14 protein-coding genes are annotated in these 16,226 nt (G+C 68.6%); 10 read left to right on the plus strand and 4 right to left on the minus strand.

The window, feature by feature from the left end:
• Nucleotides 1-3: 3 nt before the first annotated feature.
• Nucleotides 4-2,337: an NAD-dependent DNA ligase LigA gene (ligA, locus tag NQK35_RS04765; RefSeq protein WP_257114688.1), complete on the minus strand. Its 2,334-nt coding sequence runs from the start codon at nucleotides 2,335-2,337 to the stop codon at nucleotides 4-6.
• A 172-nt stretch (nucleotides 2,338-2,509) separates the two neighbouring features.
• Between ligA and NQK35_RS04770 the strand changes: the two genes are divergently transcribed.
• Nucleotides 2,510-5,551, plus strand: coding sequence for an FtsK/SpoIIIE domain-containing protein (locus tag NQK35_RS04770; protein WP_257114689.1), 3,042 nt, complete (start codon nucleotides 2,510-2,512; stop codon nucleotides 5,549-5,551).
• Between the two features lie 148 nt (nucleotides 5,552-5,699).
• A complete protein-coding gene (locus NQK35_RS04775; RefSeq protein ID WP_048771386.1) occupies nucleotides 5,700-5,951 on the plus strand; it encodes a WhiB family transcriptional regulator in 252 nt (83 codons plus the stop codon).
• 96 nt (nucleotides 5,952-6,047) lie between these two features.
• Here the strand turns inward: NQK35_RS04775 and NQK35_RS04780 are convergent, their stop codons facing one another.
• The gene (locus tag NQK35_RS04780) at nucleotides 6,048-7,508 is read right to left on the minus strand and encodes a sensor histidine kinase (protein WP_048740670.1); all 1,461 of its coding nucleotides are present in this window, start codon (nucleotides 7,506-7,508) and stop codon (nucleotides 6,048-6,050) included.
• A gap of 99 nt (nucleotides 7,509-7,607) precedes the next feature.
• Between NQK35_RS04780 and NQK35_RS04785 the strand changes: the two genes are divergently transcribed.
• From NQK35_RS04785 to fumC, 6 genes are all read left to right on the plus strand, one after another.
• Nucleotides 7,608-8,090, plus strand: a complete 483-nt coding sequence (locus NQK35_RS04785; protein WP_251775557.1) for a DUF2505 domain-containing protein — start codon at nucleotides 7,608-7,610, stop codon at nucleotides 8,088-8,090.
• An 81-nt stretch (nucleotides 8,091-8,171) separates the two neighbouring features.
• Entirely contained in the window at nucleotides 8,172-8,597 is a 426-nt protein-coding gene (locus NQK35_RS04790; protein ID WP_034231804.1) for an OsmC family protein, read from the plus strand.
• A 1-nt stretch (nucleotide 8,598) separates the two neighbouring features.
• A complete protein-coding gene (locus tag NQK35_RS04795; RefSeq protein ID WP_257114690.1) occupies nucleotides 8,599-9,402 on the plus strand; it encodes a thymidylate synthase in 804 nt (267 codons plus the stop codon).
• On the plus strand, nucleotides 9,399-9,932 hold the full coding sequence (locus NQK35_RS04800; RefSeq protein ID WP_009213491.1) for a dihydrofolate reductase: 534 nt from the start codon (nucleotides 9,399-9,401) through the stop codon (nucleotides 9,930-9,932). The genes NQK35_RS04795 and NQK35_RS04800 overlap by 4 nt, the downstream gene beginning before the upstream one ends.
• 83 nt (nucleotides 9,933-10,015) lie before the next feature.
• A complete protein-coding gene (locus tag NQK35_RS04805) occupies nucleotides 10,016-11,338 on the plus strand; it encodes an MFS transporter (protein ID WP_257114691.1) in 1,323 nt (440 codons plus the stop codon).
• Nucleotides 11,339-11,415: 77 nt separating this feature from the next.
• On the plus strand, nucleotides 11,416-12,825 hold the full coding sequence (gene fumC, locus NQK35_RS04810) for a class II fumarate hydratase (RefSeq protein ID WP_009213489.1): 1,410 nt from the start codon (nucleotides 11,416-11,418) through the stop codon (nucleotides 12,823-12,825).
• 440 nt (nucleotides 12,826-13,265) lie between these two features.
• On the opposite strand, the gene NQK35_RS04815 is transcribed toward fumC, so the two are convergent.
• The gene (locus NQK35_RS04815) at nucleotides 13,266-14,066 is read right to left on the minus strand and encodes a sulfite exporter TauE/SafE family protein (RefSeq protein WP_257114692.1); all 801 of its coding nucleotides are present in this window, start codon (nucleotides 14,064-14,066) and stop codon (nucleotides 13,266-13,268) included.
• 135 nt (nucleotides 14,067-14,201) lie between these two features.
• Between NQK35_RS04815 and NQK35_RS04820 the strand changes: the two genes are divergently transcribed.
• Together NQK35_RS04820 and NQK35_RS04825 are read left to right on the plus strand one after the other, a co-directional pair.
• Nucleotides 14,202-14,735 carry a protein CrcB-like protein gene (locus tag NQK35_RS04820; RefSeq protein WP_257114693.1) on the plus strand — a complete coding sequence of 178 codons (534 nt, stop codon included), beginning with the start codon at nucleotides 14,202-14,204 and terminating at the stop codon, nucleotides 14,733-14,735.
• A gap of 261 nt (nucleotides 14,736-14,996) precedes the next feature.
• On the plus strand, nucleotides 14,997-15,548 hold the full coding sequence (locus tag NQK35_RS04825) for an NAD(P)H-dependent oxidoreductase (protein ID WP_257114694.1): 552 nt from the start codon (nucleotides 14,997-14,999) through the stop codon (nucleotides 15,546-15,548).
• Between the two features lie 97 nt (nucleotides 15,549-15,645).
• On the opposite strand, the gene NQK35_RS04830 is transcribed toward NQK35_RS04825, so the two are convergent.
• Nucleotides 15,646-15,963, minus strand: a complete 318-nt coding sequence (locus tag NQK35_RS04830) for a TfoX/Sxy family protein (protein ID WP_257114695.1) — start codon at nucleotides 15,961-15,963, stop codon at nucleotides 15,646-15,648.
• Between the last annotated feature and the right edge of the window lie 263 nt (nucleotides 15,964-16,226).

Below are 16,226 nucleotides of genomic sequence, written 5' to 3' on the forward strand. Positions count from 1 at the left end.
TCGCTAGAGGCCGACTCCCGCCAGGCCCCCCTCGAGGAGGTCGGCGAACTGCTGCTCGGTAATGACGGGGACGCCCAGGGCCTCGGCCTTGGCCGCCTTGGAGCCCGCGCCCGGACCCGCGACCACGAGCGAGGTCTTCTTCGAGACCGAGCCCGCCGCCTTGCCGCCGCGCGACGTGATGGCTTCCTTGGCTCCCTCGCGGTCGTATCCGGGCATGGCGCCGGAGACCACGATCGTCAGCCCGGCGAGCACATCGGAGACAGCTTCACGCTCCTCGTCTGCCATCCGCACCCCCGCGCGCGCCCAGGCCTGCAGGACCGCCAGGTGCCAGTCCACCGTGAACCAGTCGAGGAGGGAGCGCCCGATCTCCTCGCCCACGCCCTCGACGGCGGAGAGCTCCTCAAGGGAGGCGGCCCGCAGGGCATCCATGGAGCGGAAGGCGTCCGCGAGCGCTCGCGCGGCCGTGGGGCCGACGTGGCGGATGGACAGGGCGACGAGGACGCGCGCGAGCGGCTGATTCTTCGCCTTATCCAGCTCGGCGAGCATCTTCTCGGTGCCCTTCGAGGCGCTTGTCTCGACCGGCTCGTACACGGTCTGTCCGCGCTGCTTGCGCGCCTTGTACGCCTTGGTCCAGAAGTAGCGGACCTGCCTCCAGTCCCCGGTTTCCTCGCCCTTGTCCTTCACGGGCTTCCACACCATGACGTCGCGCAGGTCCCGCGCGCGCAGGTCGAAGAGCACGGCCTCGCTGGTCAGGACGGGAGCCTGTGGGGCGGGCAGGAGAGCCTCGGCGCGGGTGATCTGCTCGCCGTGGGGCAGCTCGCGGCCGCCCTCGAGGGTGAGGACGGTTCCATCCTCCAGGGTGACACTGTGCCCGGCGACCAGGGCTGCTGCCACCTCGTCGCGGTCGTTTTCAGGCTGGGTCAGGGCCAGGGCGGACTCGTCGCCGAGGCCCTCGACGTCCAGGGCGGAACGCGCGCCGACGTGGGCGAGGCGCTCGGTGATCTGCGCGGGGCAGGCTCCCTTGTTGGGGCAGCGCAGGTCGACGTCGCCTTCCTTCTCCTGGAAGAGGGGGGTGGCGCAGGAGGGGCACTCGGTGGGCATCACGAAGGGGCGCTCGGAGCCGTTGCGGGCGTCCTCGACGGGGGCGACGATCTCGGGGATGACGTCGCCGGCCTTGCGCAGGACCACGAGGTCGCCGATAAGGACGCCCTTGCGGGCTACCTCCTGGGCGTTGTGCAGGGTCGCGCGCGAGACGTTGGATCCGGCGACCAGCACGGATTCCATGACACCGTAGGGGGTGACCCGGCCGGTGCGCCCCACCTGGACGCGGATGTCGAGCAGGCGCGTGTGGACCTCCTCGGGCGGGAACTTGTAGGCGGCCGCCCAGCGGGGGGCGCGCGAGGTGGACCCCAGGGAGCGTTGGAGGGCCAGGTCGTTGATCTTGACGACGACGCCGTCGATCTCGTGGTCGAGGCCGTGTCGCTGCGCTCCGATCTGCTCGATCCGCTCCTCGATGGCCTCGCGACCGGCGAGCAGGCGAGTGTAGGGCGAGACGGGAAGCCCCCAGTCGCGCAGCTGCTCGTACCAGTCCTGCTGGGTGGTCGGCTCGGTGAACCCCTCCTCTGCCTCGACGAAGCCGATGCCGTGGGCGACCATCGCCAGGGGGCGCTTGGCGGTCTCGGCCGGGTCCTTCTGGCGCAGCGAGCCGGCGGCCGCGTTGCGAGCGTTCACGAAGGCCTTCTCTCCGGCGGTCACCCGGGCCTCGTTGAAGGCTGCGAAGTCGGCGACCGGAAAGTAGACTTCGCCACGCACCTCGATGCGCCTGGGTGCGGGTCCTGTCAGCGTCTGCGGGATGGAGGCGATTGTCCGCGCGTTCGCGGTGATGTCTTCGCCGACGTAGCCGTCGCCTCGGGTGGCGGCGCGCACGAGGCGGCCGTTCTCGTAGAGGAGGTTGATGGAGAGGCCATCGACCTTCACCTCGGTCGTCATCTCGAGGTCCACGATGCCCGTCGCCTCGCTCATGCGGGTCTCCCACCCGGCGAGCTCCTCCAGGGAGAACACGTCGTCGAGGGACATCATCTGGGCGAGGTGGCGGACCTCGGTGAAGGAGGAGTCGACGCTACCGCCCACGCTCATCGTGGGAGAATCCGCGCCGCGCAGCTGCGGGTAGCGTTCCTCGATCTCCTCGACCTCGCGGTACATGCGGTCGTAGTCGGCGTCCGAGATGGTGGGCGAGTCCCGGTCGTAGTAGGCGGCGCGCGCCTCCTCGATGCTCCTGACGAGCTCGTCGTAGCGTTTCCGGGTGGTCTCGAACGTGGGGTCAGACATGGGGACCATTGTCGCATTTCGCTGCCCCGAGGGGCGGCGCGCTCTCCGGTGGACGAACGCGAGGTGGCCATGCCCACAGGGCGCGCGCCAGTTGTCCACCGAGGACTTTCCCCTTGCCGCCTTGTCCACAGGCGCGTCGGAGGCGTTTGAACGCGCACGAGGCCGGGTCCAGAGTTGAGGCATGAACGATCGAGGTTGCCTGGCGCGCGCATCCCTGCGCACGAGCCTGCACCTGGCGTGCGTTGGCGGCCCAGACATCGGGCTGGTCCTCGCCCCCGGGACGATCGGACGAGCGGGCGACGTCCCCCTGTCGTGCCCGAGCGTGGCGCGCGAGCACGCCTCCTTCTCCACTCACGACTCTCGCGCGCTGCTGCGCCGGGCGCCCGGCGCCCCCGCGATACGCGCCCGCCGACTCCTCCCCGTACGGGCGCGCTCCCTCGCACACACGGGCGTGGTCGCAGGGACGCGAATCCGCCTGGGAGAGGACACCTTCGAGGTGCGGCCCAGGCCGCATCGCCTCGCCTGGCCGGGCGTCACCCGCCGGGGTGGCGGGTTGCCGCGCCCCGCCACGCTCATGCGAGTCCTTCCCGTCGTCTCGGCGCTACTCATGGTCGCCTTCATGGGCTGGAGGTTTCATTCTGTGCTTCCCAGGTCCCCCCTTGCCGCGCGCATGGCGGTGGGCGTGGCCGCGCTGGTGCTCGCGGTGGCGGCGGTGCTTGCGTGGCGGGCGCACCGACGCCGACTCGGGTGGGACGGGGCGACCCTCGCCCTCGTCCTCGCGTCGCTGCCGTCGCGAGGATCCGTCCCGCCGTCGCTGCGCGCGGCCGTGTGGCCCGGGAAGGCCACGCGCCTGACGCGTCGGGTCGTGCTCGCACCCAGCGGGCAGGGCGCCTCGTCGGCGGAGAGCGCGTCCGTGGGAATCGCGGGCGCCCACGGCGCCGAATGCGCCCTGTGGTGCGCCGGCCAGGTGGCGGCCCAGGCGGGAGGAGCCCGCGTGTGGTGGAACAGCTCCGCCCCCGTCCTGCTCGGGCACGCGGGCATCGACATCCACGTGAGCGCCAGCGAGGAGTGCCCGCACTGCGCGAGAAGCCCACGTGACACCGGTGTCCTTCACATCGGTTACGCCACGTGCGTGGAAGACCTGCCGTCGTGGTGCGCGCGGGTGTGCGTCACCGACGACGCTCCGGTGTGCCCGGCCTGGTGGTGGACGGTGACGCGAATGGACAGACAGGATGATCTCCCTGCTCTTCTTCGTTGGAGGGCCGAGGAGGCACGCGCGCGGACGGGAACCCTGGGCGTGTCGATCGGGCAGTCGCAGGAGGGGCCGGTGAGCCTGGACCTGGTCTCCGACGGCCCGCACGCCCTGGTTGCCGGCTGCACGGGTTCGGGTAAGTCCGAGGCTCTCCTCGTGTGGCTCGCGGCCATCGCGCACGCCTATTCGCCCCAGCGCGTCCGCTTCATCCTCGTCGACTACAAGGGAGGCTCGACCTTCGCGCGCCTGCGGGAGCTGCCCCACACACAGGACGTGCTCACCGACCTTGATGCGGGGGCGACGACTCGCGCCCTCGAGGGCATCGCCCACGTCCTGCGGGATCGCGAGAGGCGCCTGAGCGACCTCGACTTCCCGGACCTGGCCGCCTGGGAGCGCGCCCACGAGGAAGATCCGCGCGCCGCTCCGCCTCCACCCGCCCGGCTCATCGTCGCGATCGACGAGTTCCGTGCCCTCGCTCAGGCCCACTCCTCCTCCATGGAAGTCCTCTTGCGGCTGGCTGCCCAGGGGCGCAGCCTCGGCCTGCACCTCATCGCCGCAACCCAGCGCCCCTCGGGCGCCGTCAGCGCCCAGATGCGGGCGAACATGGACATACGGCTGGCCCTGCGGTGCCTGAGCGCCGCCGACTCTACCGACATCCTGGAGGACGCCCGCGCCGCCTCGCTCCCACGCATTCCGGGACGGGCCGTCCTCTCCGGGGTCGGAACGATCCAGCTGGCCTACATGCCTGACATCGCCTCCGTCGTCTCCGAGTGTCGTCGTGCCTGGCCGACCGCGGCGGCCGAGCCGCTGTGGGCTCCTCCCCTGCCGGATGCCCTCACGTGGGAGGACGTCGACTCCCAGCCCGCCACAACCACTCCCTCGGACTCGACTTCTGCCCGCTTGGCCGGTCAGCTCAAGGGCCACCGGACCGTCAGACTCGGCCTGGTTGAGGGGATCGAGGCACACTCTCCCCTCCCGTGGGACGGGGGGAGCATCGAGATTCAGGCCAGCGCGCACGAGGCCGGCCTAGCCTCACGCTGGGCGCTCTGCCTCGCCTCCAGGATTGCCGAGCACGCAAAGATCCCGCTGCACGTCATCGGCGAGGACGCTCCGTCGTCGTCGGCCTCCCACCTGCGCGAGGAGGACATCGGCGCCATCGACCTGCTGGAGGGGGCGTGCGGGCACGGTCCCCTCGTCCTCGCCCTGACGGACGTTCCCGCCTTACGTGCTGCCCTCGCCCACGCCGTGTCCGCTCCGCAGGCGGAGGCCCTGTGGGCGTCTCTCCTGGGGCGCGCGAGGCGCGCCGGCGTCGTTGTCGTCGCGGCGCACGCCGGCCGCTTCACGCCCTCGGGGGCGGCGCTGGGCGCGTTTTCGACGAGGTTCGTACGCGCCAGGGACGCCGACGAGGCCCTGCACGCCGGGATTGCCCCCGCGGACCTGCGAACGCTCGGAGACAACCAGGCGCTCCTGGCTCGCCCCGGGGAGCGCACTCGCCTCGTCGCGATACCCACAGGCCTGTCGGCCGCCGGCGAGTGCGCCGGGGGCGCGTCTCTCCCGTGGAGGATCCCCTCACCCGCCCTCAGCGCACGCTTGGTCAGCAATTCCTCGTCTCCGGCCCTGATCGGCCCTGAATGTGCCCCTCTTTCGTGGGCGGAAAACAGGCCGTGGATCATCGTCGGTCAGGAAGAAGACGCTCGGATCGCTAAACGGATACACGCTGCCCTGGGGTGGTCGGCCCCCAGGATTGCCGACGTCATCCCCGACGCCGCGTGGACTCGTATCACCAGGTGGGACGGCCACCGCGTGCTCGCTCTCAATCCGTCAACCAACGTCGTGCGCGCCCTGACACATGTCAATTCTCGGCACCCGCTCTCGATCGGCGCCCGACGATGGGACAATTCCTCCGGTCTGATCTGCGATGACGGCATCCTCACAACCATTCAACTGACCACACGTTCAGCCAATACCTAAGTCCCAGCACCATCGGCGAGCGTGACAAGACGCATAGTGACTTCTCCGTTTTCGCATTCGCACCGTCTTGCGCGACTAATATGACCTATCGGAGACTGACAAGTGATTCAGCGGAGCACGGCGAACGGCGATACAAGGAGCACGCATGATGGACTGGCGCAGCAAGGCTGCATGCCTGACGGTGGACCCCGAACTCTTCTTCCCCATCGGGAACACGGGCCCCGCCGTCACCCAGGCCGCCCAGGCGAAGGCCGTATGCCGCGAGTGCACCGTGAAGGGAATCTGCCTGCAGTGGGCTATCGAGAACAACCAGGACTCGGGGGTCTGGGGCGGGATGAGCGAAGAGGAGCGTCGTGCCCTCAAGCGCCGCGCCGCCCGCGCGCGCCGCGCCGCCCGCTAGGCGCGGCGCGGCACGAAAAGCCGGGCGCACGCCACGAACGAACAGGGTCGAGGATCCCACGGGTCCCCGGCCTCGCTCGTGCCCGACGCGCCGCTGCTACGCCGGATCCAAGTTCGTCACGAGGGTGACGAGGGTCCCTCCCCATTCCCGGGGAGCCCACTCGATGGAGCCGCGCAGCTCCCCGCGCACCATCTGGTGAACGATCTGCGTGCCCAGGCCACTCATCGGGGTTCCCGGGACGAAGCCCACGCCGTCGTCGGCGACCGTCACCGTCATGACGAGTCCGTCGCGCTGGGCGCACACCTCGATGCGCCCGTCGCGATCCGCCAGTCCGTGCTCGACCGAGTTGGCGACCAACTCGTTGAGGACCGTGGCCAGGGCCTGCGCCTGATCCGCCGAGATCGTACCGAAGCGCCCCTTCGTGACGACGTCAACCCCGTGATCCGTGGATGCGATGGCGCCCGCCATGCGCACGATCGTGCGCGCCACCTCGTCGAAGTCGACGGATTCGTCAACGTTTTGCGACAGAGCCGCGTGCACGGTGGCGATCGCCTGCACGCGACGTTCGGCCTCAGCCAGAGCGACCTTCACGGGCTCCTCTGAGGAGCGGCGCGACTGCAGGCGCAGCAGCGCCGAGACGGTCTGCAGGTTGTTCTTGACGCGGTGGTGAATCTCGCGGATCGTCGCGTCCTTCGTCATGAGCTCCTGCTCGTGACGGTGCACCTCGGACACGTCGCGCGTCAGAATGACGGCGCCCAGGCGCTTGCGTCCATTGACGAGGGGAAGGGCCCTCATGGTGATGGTTGAGGCCCGCGCGGTGATCTCCACTCGCCAGGATGCCCGGCCCATGACGACGACGGCCATCGATTCCTCGATGAGGGACTCGTCCCCGATCACCTCGGTGATCTCCTGGGCGAGCACCTTCCCGGTCACGTGCGAGCGGATTCCGAGTCGGCGCAGGCAGGACACGGCGTTGGGGGTGGCCTGCTGGACCCGCCCCTCGGCATCGATCAGGAGGGCGCCGTCCAGGACTCGCGGCACTCCGTGGGAGGTCACCTGCGGCGTCGAGTCGTAGGGGTACTCGCCGCGCGCCATCATCTGACACAGGGTGTCGGCGGCCGCCACGGTCCACCCTTCGAAGCCGAGGGACAGGCGCGGGCTGGACAGGTTCGCTTCGCGCGTGACCACCGCGATGATGCGCCCCTCGTGGCACACGGGCACGCAGGTTTCCATCATCGAGTAGGTTCCCGCCCAGCGCGCGGAGGGAGATCGAACGACCTGCCCGGTCTGGATGGCGCGCCGCAATTCGATTTCGCGAGCCGCCGGCAGGTGCAGGCCGATGATGTCGTCGACGTGGACGGTTGTCGACGTGGCGGGGCGGCAGTGGGCGGCTGCGATGAAGCGGCCGTCGTCGGCTGGCAGCCACAGGACGAGGTCGGCGGCCGCCAGGTCTGCCAGCACCTGCCAGTCGGCAAGAAGAAGGTGCAGCCAATCGATGTCCTTCTCCGACAGCGGTGTCGAAGATGCTTCTTCAGCTAACTGCATGAGACTACGCATGGTTCTACTCTAAGGGGAGAGGAGCAACTCAGTTGGTCCTTACGTTGTAAATGAGCGCCGGGCCACGATTCGGCGTCGGTCATTCGATGGAGGACACCCGTGGAGTTTACGCAGTCGATTTCCTACCCCGCGTCGGCCGACGAGGTCGTCGCCATGTATCTGGCGCCCGCCTACCTGGAGCGGCGTTTCGGCGCCTTCCTGGTGGAGGGCAGCGCGCGGATACGCGTGGAGGGCCAGCGCATCACGCTTGACGGCGAGTGTCGGCCCGAGCTGATCCCGGCGGCCGCCGCCCGCTTCGTCGCCTCGCCCCTGCGCGTGACCTTCACGGAGGAATGGGCCAGCGACGAGGCCAGGGCGCGCTCGCGCTCGTCGGTGACCGTCGATGGCGCACCGGTGTCTGTGGAGGCCACCTCAACCCTGGCCGCCTCGGAGGGGGGATGCACACGCGAGGTCGTGGGATCGGTGTCCGTGCGCGTGCCGCTGCTGGGGGCACGCATTGAGCGCGAGGCCGTTGCTCGCCTGGGCGGTGTTGCAAACCGGGAGGAGGAGCTGGCCGCCGCCTGGCTGGAGGAGCACCGCTAGGCTCTTCGCTGTGCGAAAAAAGTAGCCCCTACCGCCTCCCCTGGCGGGCACGGAACGCCCTTTGGCCCCACAATGGAGGCTATGAGTGATACCCCCAAGTCCCTGTACATGCAGCGAACGGGCGTGCGTCAGTACGTCGCCCGCAACCAGGACGGCGCCGAGATCCGCGTCGGGCACGGACCCGGCATGTTCTCCCCCGGCGACCTGCTCAAGCTCGCGATCGCGGGCTGCAACGCCATGAGTTCAGACGCGCGCCTGGCCGCCCGCCTGGGCGATGATTTCTCGCAGTTCGTCGGAGTTTCCGCCTCCTACGATGAGGACAACGATCGCTTCACGCACGTGGACGTTGAGCTGGTTCAGGACATGTCCGCGCTGAGCGAGGACGAGGTCGCTGACCTGCTACGACGCGCAGAGGCCGCCATCGCGCGCAACTGCACGATCGAGCACTCGGTTGTCGACCAGGCCCTGCCGGCCTCGCACACCTGGACCAACGAACAGGTCGACTGACGTGGCAGGCGTGGACCGCCAGTACGAGGATCTCCTCGCCCGCATCATGAGCGAGGGAACTCCGAAGGGGGATCGCACGGGGACGGGCACGCGTTCCGTCTTCGGCGCCCAACTGCGCTACGACCTCTCGCGTGGGTTCCCGCTGATCACGACGAAGCGCGTACACGTCAAGTCCGTCGTCGGCGAGCTCCTGTGGTTCCTGTCCGGCTCCTCGAACGTGTCCTGGCTGCAGGAGCACGGGATCCGCATCTGGAACGAGTGGGCTGACGGCAACGGTGATCTCGGGCCGGTGTACGGCGTGCAGTGGCGTTCGTGGAACGCCGGGGATGGACGACGCATCGACCAGATCTCCTCCGTGCTGGAGACGCTTCGAACCGACCCCGACTCGCGTCGCATGGTGGTCTCCGCGTGGAACGTCGGCGACCTGAAGGAGATGGCGCTGGAGCCGTGCCACGCCTTCTTCCAGCTGTACGTGGCCGATGGTCGTCTCTCGCTGCAGCTCTACCAGCGCAGCGCGGATATGTTCCTGGGGGTCCCCTTCAACATCGCGTCCTATTCGTTGCTCACTCACATGTTCGCCCAGCAGGCCGGATTGGAGGTCGGCGACTTCGTGTGGACGGGGGGCGACTGCCACATCTACTCCAACCACACGGAGCAGGTGCGCGAGCAGCTGAGCCGGGAACCCTACCCCTTCCCCCGGCTGGAGCTGATCAAGGCGCGGTCGATGTTCGACTACTCCTTCGAGGACATTTCGTTTGCGGGATACCAGCACCACCCCACCATCAAGGCCCCGGTCGCGGTATGACGAAGCTGGCGGCTATCTGGGCCCAGGACCGCGGCGGCGTCCTCGGGACCGGCACGTCCATGTCGTGGCGTGTCCCGGCGGATTTCCGCCATTTCAAGGAGTCCACGATGGGCTGCCCGATCGTGATGGGGCGGCGCTCGTGGGAGGCGCTGGGCGGGGCACTGCCGGGCCGCACGAACATCGTGGTCACCCGCTCCCAGCGATACGAGGCCCCGGGCGCTCACGTCGCGCACTCGGTGGAGGACGCGCTGGACCATGCCCGCGCCGTCGCGCAGGAAACGGGCGCGCCCTACGTGTGGATCACGGGCGGGGCTCACCTGTACGCGCAGACCCTGCCACTCCTGGACGAGGCGGTCATCTCCGACCTGGACCTGGACGTGGCCGCGAGCGCCCCGCAGGGGACGACCTTCGTGTATGCCCCCGCCCTGGATCCCTCCCTGTGGCGACGTGACGAGGAGCGTAGCGACACCGACTGGCGCGAGATCTCCGGGGACGCTCGCTGGAAGGTGACCACCTGGGTTCAGCGCTAGCAGTTTCTTCGAGCTCGCCGCTTCGATCCCCCGTCCCCGGCTCGGCCCCGCGCATCTCGCGGGGCCTCGTCGTAGGATGCACTGTGCCTTCCTCTCCGTTGCTGACCAATCCGACGCTGCGCGCCCTCGTCGCTATCGCCCTGTTCACGTACACGGCGCAGAACATGCTCAACGTGTCGATCGCTCCCCTGTCTCGTGCGCTGTCCCTGCCCGAGTGGATCGTGGGGGCCGCCGTGTCGCTGGCTGCGCTGGCGGTGACGGTCCTCAGCCAGTTCTGGGGTCGGCGTTCGATCGCGTGGGGGCGCAGGCGCGTCATCCTGTGGGCGCTCGGCCTGGCGCTGGCGGCCGGAACGATCTTCTCGGCGGCCGTGTGGGCGCGCGCTGGCGGCGTGATCGGTGCGGCCAGCGCGGCCGGGGCGGTCATGGTGGCGCGCGGGCCATTCTTCGGTTCGGCTGTCGCCGCGATTCCCCCCACGGGTCAGGCCCTCGTGGCCGAGGTGACTCCCGACGAGGCCTCGCGCGTGCGGGGAACCTCCGCTTTTTCCGGCGCCATCAATCTCTCCGTCATGATTGGTTCCCTCGTCTCCTCCGCGCTGGGCGCGTGGTGGATCTTTGCTCCCGTCCACGCCACGCCCCTCTTCGTCCTGGTTGCACTGGGCATTGCGTTGGCGTGGCTGCCGCGCGACGGGGATGGCTCGCGACCGGCGAGGCGCCTGCCCGGCGTCGCGCGCGATGCGGGGCGGGCAGGGCATGTACGCCCGGCCTCGTCGGGGCCCCGGGCCGACACCTCGCAGGCGGACGCGGCCCTGCCGCCGCGCGTGGGGTGGCTGGATCGGCGCATCGCCCCGTGGATCGTCTCCGTGTTTGGCATCTACTTCGCCAACGGCGTCGTTCAGATCACGATGGGGTTCGTCGTGCAGGATCGCGGCGCGTTGGATCCCACCCGCGCCGTGCCGGTGACGGGAGTGATGCTGCTGGCCAACGCGGCGGGCGCGATGCTCATGCAGCTGATCGTGGTCCCCCGCCTGGGGTGGGGGCCTCGCTCCCTGTTGCGCGCGGGCATGACGGCCGCCCTCGCGGCGCTGGCCTGCCTGTCTGTCGCGCCGAGCCTGTGGGCGGTGGGCGCGTCGACCTTCGCTCTCGGCGTGGCCTCGGGCATGGCCTCCCCCGGCTACGCGGCCGGCGCGTCCCTGTCGGTGAGCGCGCGCGAGCAGGGCGGCATCGCGGGGATCATCAACGCGACGGGGGCGATCACGTGGATCGTGGCCCCCGTGTCTGCGACCGCCCTGTACGGGTGGGCCCCTCTGTCGCCGTTCCTCCTCGCGCTGGCGCTCCTGGTGTTGTCGTGCGCGTGCGCGTGGTGGCTGCTCGCCCGCGTGGAGCTGCGTGCGCGCGTCGGCGACTAGGACGAGTGCCCCACGCCACGGGGCGCGCGCGGCGCTATCCTAGGGGGGTACGTAAGCCCTACGCGAAGGAGCCACTTGTGGCACAAGTTACCCGTACTGAAACCGACTCGATGGGAGCCGTTGAGGTTCCCGCGAACCGCTATTGGGGCGCTCAGACGGAGCGTTCGCTGCACAACTTCGACATCGGACGTAACACGTTCGTGTGGGGCCGCCCGATGGTGCGTGCCCTCGGTATCCTGAAGAAGTGCGCGGCCCTGGCCAACGCCGAGCTGGGTGAGTTGCCCGCCGACATCGCGGGCTATATCGCCCAGGCGGGCGACGAGGTCATCTCCGGCAAGCTGGACGACAACTTCCCGCTCGTCGTGTTCCAGACGGGATCGGGCACTCAGTCCAACATGAACGCCAACGAGGTCATCTCCAACCGCGCCATCGAGATCGCGGGGGGCCAGATGGGCACGAAGGCCCCGGTTCACCCCAACGATCACGTCAACCGCGGCCAGTCCTCGAACGATACCTTCCCCACGGCCATGCACATCGCGGTCGTCTCCGAGCTGCACGACATGTACCCGCGCGTGCGCCAGCTGCGCGAGACGCTGGATAAGAAGGCCAAGGAGTTCGACGACGTCATCATGGTGGGCCGCACTCACCTGCAGGACGCGACGCCCATTCGCCTGGGCCAGGTGATCTCCGGTTGGGTGGCGCAGATCGACTTCGCGCTGGAGGGCATTGAGTACGCGGATTCGCGTGCGCGCGAGCTCGCCATCGGCGGCACCGCGGTGGGCACCGGCCTGAACGCCCACCCGAAGTTCGGTGAGCTCACCGCCAAGAAGATCTCGGAGGAGACCGGCATCGACTTCAAGCAGGCGGATAACCTGTTCGCCGCGCTGGGCGCGCACGACGCCCTGGTGCTGGTCTCGGGCGCCCTGCGCGTGCTGGCCGACGCCCTGATGAAGATTGCGAACGACGTGCGCTGGTACGCGTCGGGTCCGCGCAACGGCATCGGCGAGCTGCTCATTCCCGAGAACGAGCCCGGTTCCTCGATCATGCCGGGCAAGGTGAATCCGACGCAGTGCGAGGCCATGACGATGGTCGCCACCCAGGTGTTCGGCAACGACGCGACGGTCGGCTTCGCCGGCTCGCAGGGCAACTTCCAGCTCAACGTGTTCAAGCCCGTCATGGCCTGGAACGTCCTGGAGTCCATCCGCCTGCTGGGCGACGCCTGCGTGTCCTTCGACACGCACTGCGCGTACGGGATCGAGCCGAACCGCGAGAAGATTCAGCACAACCTGGACATCAATCTGATGCAGGTCACGGCCCTGAACCGTCACATCGGCTACGACAAGGCCTCGAAGATCGCGAAGAACGCGCATCACAAGGGCCTGTCGCTGCGCGAGTCCGCCCTGGAGCTCGGCTTCCTGACGGAGCAGGAGTTCGACGCGTGGGTGGTTCCCGCCGACATGACGCACCCCAGCGCTGCCGACGAGTGATCCACAAGTCACGCTAGCGGCTGACGCTTCGGCCCCGGTCTCGTGTGAGGCCGGGGCCGCTTTCTGTGTTCGGGTGCCGGTGGGCGATTGGCGCGCTCACCCGCTGTCGTTGGCACCCGGAATCCCCTCTGTTGTCGCTTGCGGCTGCCCGTCGTGCCTCAGCGCTTAGCTACTGTGCCACTGCGGTTGCCCGCTGTTACGTCCGCCCTCTGCCCCTCTGCTGTTGCTGACCGCTTTCCTGCTGTGCCCATCGCCTGTACTCGCGGATAGGTTACGAAAACACGGATAGGTTACGAGCACGCGGATAGGTTATTAACCTATCCACAAGCGTCTAACCTATCCACATGCGAACAACCTATCCGTGAAGAGCCTACCCCGGCGACTCCGCGGTGGGCTACGCGACGAGGCTCGCGGTGCTACCTGGCCGAGGCCTCGGCCCCTTAGATCTGAGCGCGCGCCTTCTTACGTATGCGCACGATCGTCGAGGCGATGATGGTCAGCAGGAACATGTTGAAGAGGATCGCGCCCACGCTCGGGGACGCGAGCGTCGCGACGAGGCGTCCGGCGGGGGCCGTGGCCGCGGCGGATGCGCCGACGATGAGGCCGACGCGCAGGTCGACCATGCGGTGGCGTAGGTTGGTGACGGTGCCGGCGATGCCGGTGGGGATCATGACGAGGAGCGACGTGCCGCGCGCGATGAGGTCGCCCGCGCCGACGGCGAGCTCCATGCCGGGCACGATGACGGATCCGCCGCCCACGCCGACCAGGCCGGAGAGAATGCCGGCGCACAGGCCGACCAGGATCATGAGGGCGCACGAGGCCGGGGTCAGCGAGACGGCTCCCTCGCGTGTGGGGACCTGCAGGTATTGGGAGACAATGACGAAGACCGTGAAGCCGATGAGTATCCAGGGCAGGGCGGGTGCGGGGAGGCGGCGCAGGAGCCACACGCCGATCTGGGAGCCCGCGAGCGCGCCGGCGACGAGGAGGGCGGCGCCCGCCCAGGAGACCTCGCCGTGCAGGGCGTAGGTGCCTGAGCCGACGGCTGCAGTGACGATGATGGCGGCCAGGGACGTGGCCGAGGCGCGGCGCTGATCCATGCCCAGGACGGCCATGAGGGCGGGCACGATGACGAGGCCGCCCCCCACACCGAAGAGTCCGGAGAGGAAGCCCGCGCCCACGCCCGTTGCAATGACGAGGAGGATGCCGCGCAGGGTGAGGGGCTGGGAATCGGTGTTGGCCACGCTTCTACCGTAGTACTGTGCCGTTTTCTCTTCGGGGACGGGGCTTCACCCCGCGCAGCATTCGTACGCACTCCGTGTTCACGAAGTTCGTGGGGAACTTGCTGTCATAGCTGTGGGCCCCTTTAGGATGAGGACATGACAGATACGCGTGACCCGCAAGGGATTGTTAACTTCTTCGTCCGGTACCTGGTGCTCCACGTGATCTTCCTGGTCGGGCTCCCGGTCTCCTATGCCGCGGACCTGGCACTGATCTACTTCTTTGGCTTCATGGGCTTCTTCACCTTCTTCCAGGTGTTGATAGCCATCACCCGAAAGTTCCTCGACAAGGCCGGATCGTGGAAGCCTGTCGCGATCGCGGGGGCCGTATTCTCCGACGTGGCGGTCGTGTGGTTCTTGGGAGTTCTGCTGGGCGGTTTTCTCGGCGGCCCCAGCTGGGAGCTCGTGACCGCGTGGCTGCCCTACCACTTCGTCGCTGCTTTCTTCGCGTGGGGGCTCCGCGAGATCTTCTTCTGGCTGACCCCGCGAGACGCTGCCACACCCAGCACCCCTGTCAGTCCCGCTGAGCCGGCCGCTTCCGAGAACCCGGACGAATCCAACGATGCAGACGCCCCAACGAGTGCACCCGCGACCACCGACACCGGCACCGACGCCGACACCGACAAGCAGTAGTCCGTTGTCTCGGGAGCGGCTTTTACCTTTCCCCTGCCGCTAGACAACAGGCGAAAACTGGCCCCGGCAGAATACCGGGATCAGGCCCTACAGGAAGCCGCATAACGGCCACCATTAGACGCGTCCAAGTTTCAGGGCGCAGTTCACATTGAGGCCGGAGCTGCCACCGCTAGCGGCACGGTTCTCGTGAACGCGGCGCACCCCCTGTTGTTCTCGCGCGCGAGGAGTTAGGCTCGTTGGTATCAGAGAGAGGAATCCATCGTGGCAAACATCCTGATCGTGTCGGCGCACCCGCGCCTTGAAGTGGACTCGGTGGCGAACAAGACCATCGTGGAGGAGCTGTCAAAGCTGCTGCCGAACGCCGAGATTGATCGTCTCGACGAGCTCTACCCCGACTACGTGATCGACGTGAGCGGCGAGCAGGCCAAGCTGAGGAACGCGGACGTCATCGTGTTGCAGTATCCGCTGTGGTGGTACGGCTGGCCGGCTCTCCTTCAGAAGTGGGTGGAGGACGTGTTCGTCCGCGGCTTCAGCCACGGGTCGACGGGGAACGCGCTGCGCGGCAAGAAGCTCGTGGTCTCCCTCACGACCGGGGCCCCCGAGGCCTACTACGGCGCGGACTCCGTCGACATCAACGCGCTCCTGACCCCCGTGACGGCCACGTGCTCGCTCACCGGGATGGAGTACGTGGGCGCCCTGTGCCTCTACGGCGTCTCGTATGCAAACCGCTCGGACGAGGCGTTGCTCGCCGACATGGTGTCCCGCTCCCGTGACCACGCCGGGCGCGTCGCGGAGCTGGTCGCACATCTCTAAGAGTCCGCGCGCCGGTGCCGGGTGGGCGGGGCGGGCCTCGTCCGTCCCGAGGCCGGGGTGCCGCGCCCGAGAGCGTGTTCGCGCGCGGTGAGCGTTCCTACTTCTTGGCTCGCTTCTTGACGGCGGGCAGCTCCTCCCACATCGAAGTGACCACGTCGCGCAGCGCCTCGCGGTCCTCGGTCTCGACGAGGAGCATCTCCTTCGCGCCTTTGTAGGGGATGGCGCGGGGCACGCCCGCAAGGAGCCGCTCGGAGGTGGGGGTGATCTTCAGGAGGAAGCGATCGTCGTAGATGCCTCCCACAACCTTGCCCCGGTAGTAGAGGACGTACTCGCCCATCATCTTGCGGTGGGCCACGTCGTCCAGCTCGCCGAGTAGGTCGCGCACGTACTCCAGGTATTCGTCGGTGGACGCCATGTCTCCCCCTTGTCCTTCCGTGTCGGCGCGCTTGACGGGCTGACACGAGGCCGCGCGTGCGAGAGCGCCCCGGGCGGGCGTCGGGCGGGCACGCCCACGCCCCGTTGAGTCACAGCGTAGCCGACATGATCTGCGCCCGCGGCCGCTTGACGACTTGCCGAAGCGGCCGCGTGGCCTCGTCCGTGACGCCTGGCCGCGCCCACAATGACCCCTGCGTAGCGCTTTTGTCTCGCCGCGTGTTTCGCCATATGCTTGCACCATCC

Origin of the sequence: Schaalia odontolytica, assembly GCF_024584435.1 — a bacterium.
Taxonomy (GTDB): Bacteria; Actinomycetota; Actinomycetes; order Actinomycetales; family Actinomycetaceae; genus Pauljensenia.

Bases quoted from the DNA above. Each gene is read 5' to 3' on its own strand.
- ligA (WP_257114688.1), bottom strand. From the start codon at position 2,337: ATGGTCCCCATGTCTGACCCCACGTTCGAGACCACCCGGAAACGCTAC.
- NQK35_RS04770 (WP_257114689.1), top strand. From the start codon at position 2,510: ATGAACGATCGAGGTTGCCTGGCGCGCGCATCCCTGCGCACGAGCCTG.
- NQK35_RS04775 (WP_048771386.1), top strand. From the start codon at position 5,700: ATGGACTGGCGCAGCAAGGCTGCATGCCTGACGGTGGACCCCGAACTC.
- NQK35_RS04780 (WP_048740670.1), bottom strand. From the start codon at position 7,508: ATGCGTAGTCTCATGCAGTTAGCTGAAGAAGCATCTTCGACACCGCTG.
- NQK35_RS04790 (WP_034231804.1), top strand. From the start codon at position 8,172: ATGAGTGATACCCCCAAGTCCCTGTACATGCAGCGAACGGGCGTGCGT.
- NQK35_RS04800 (WP_009213491.1), top strand. From the start codon at position 9,399: ATGACGAAGCTGGCGGCTATCTGGGCCCAGGACCGCGGCGGCGTCCTC.
- NQK35_RS04820 (WP_257114693.1), top strand. From the start codon at position 14,202: ATGACAGATACGCGTGACCCGCAAGGGATTGTTAACTTCTTCGTCCGG.
- NQK35_RS04830 (WP_257114695.1), bottom strand. From the start codon at position 15,963: ATGGCGTCCACCGACGAATACCTGGAGTACGTGCGCGACCTACTCGGC.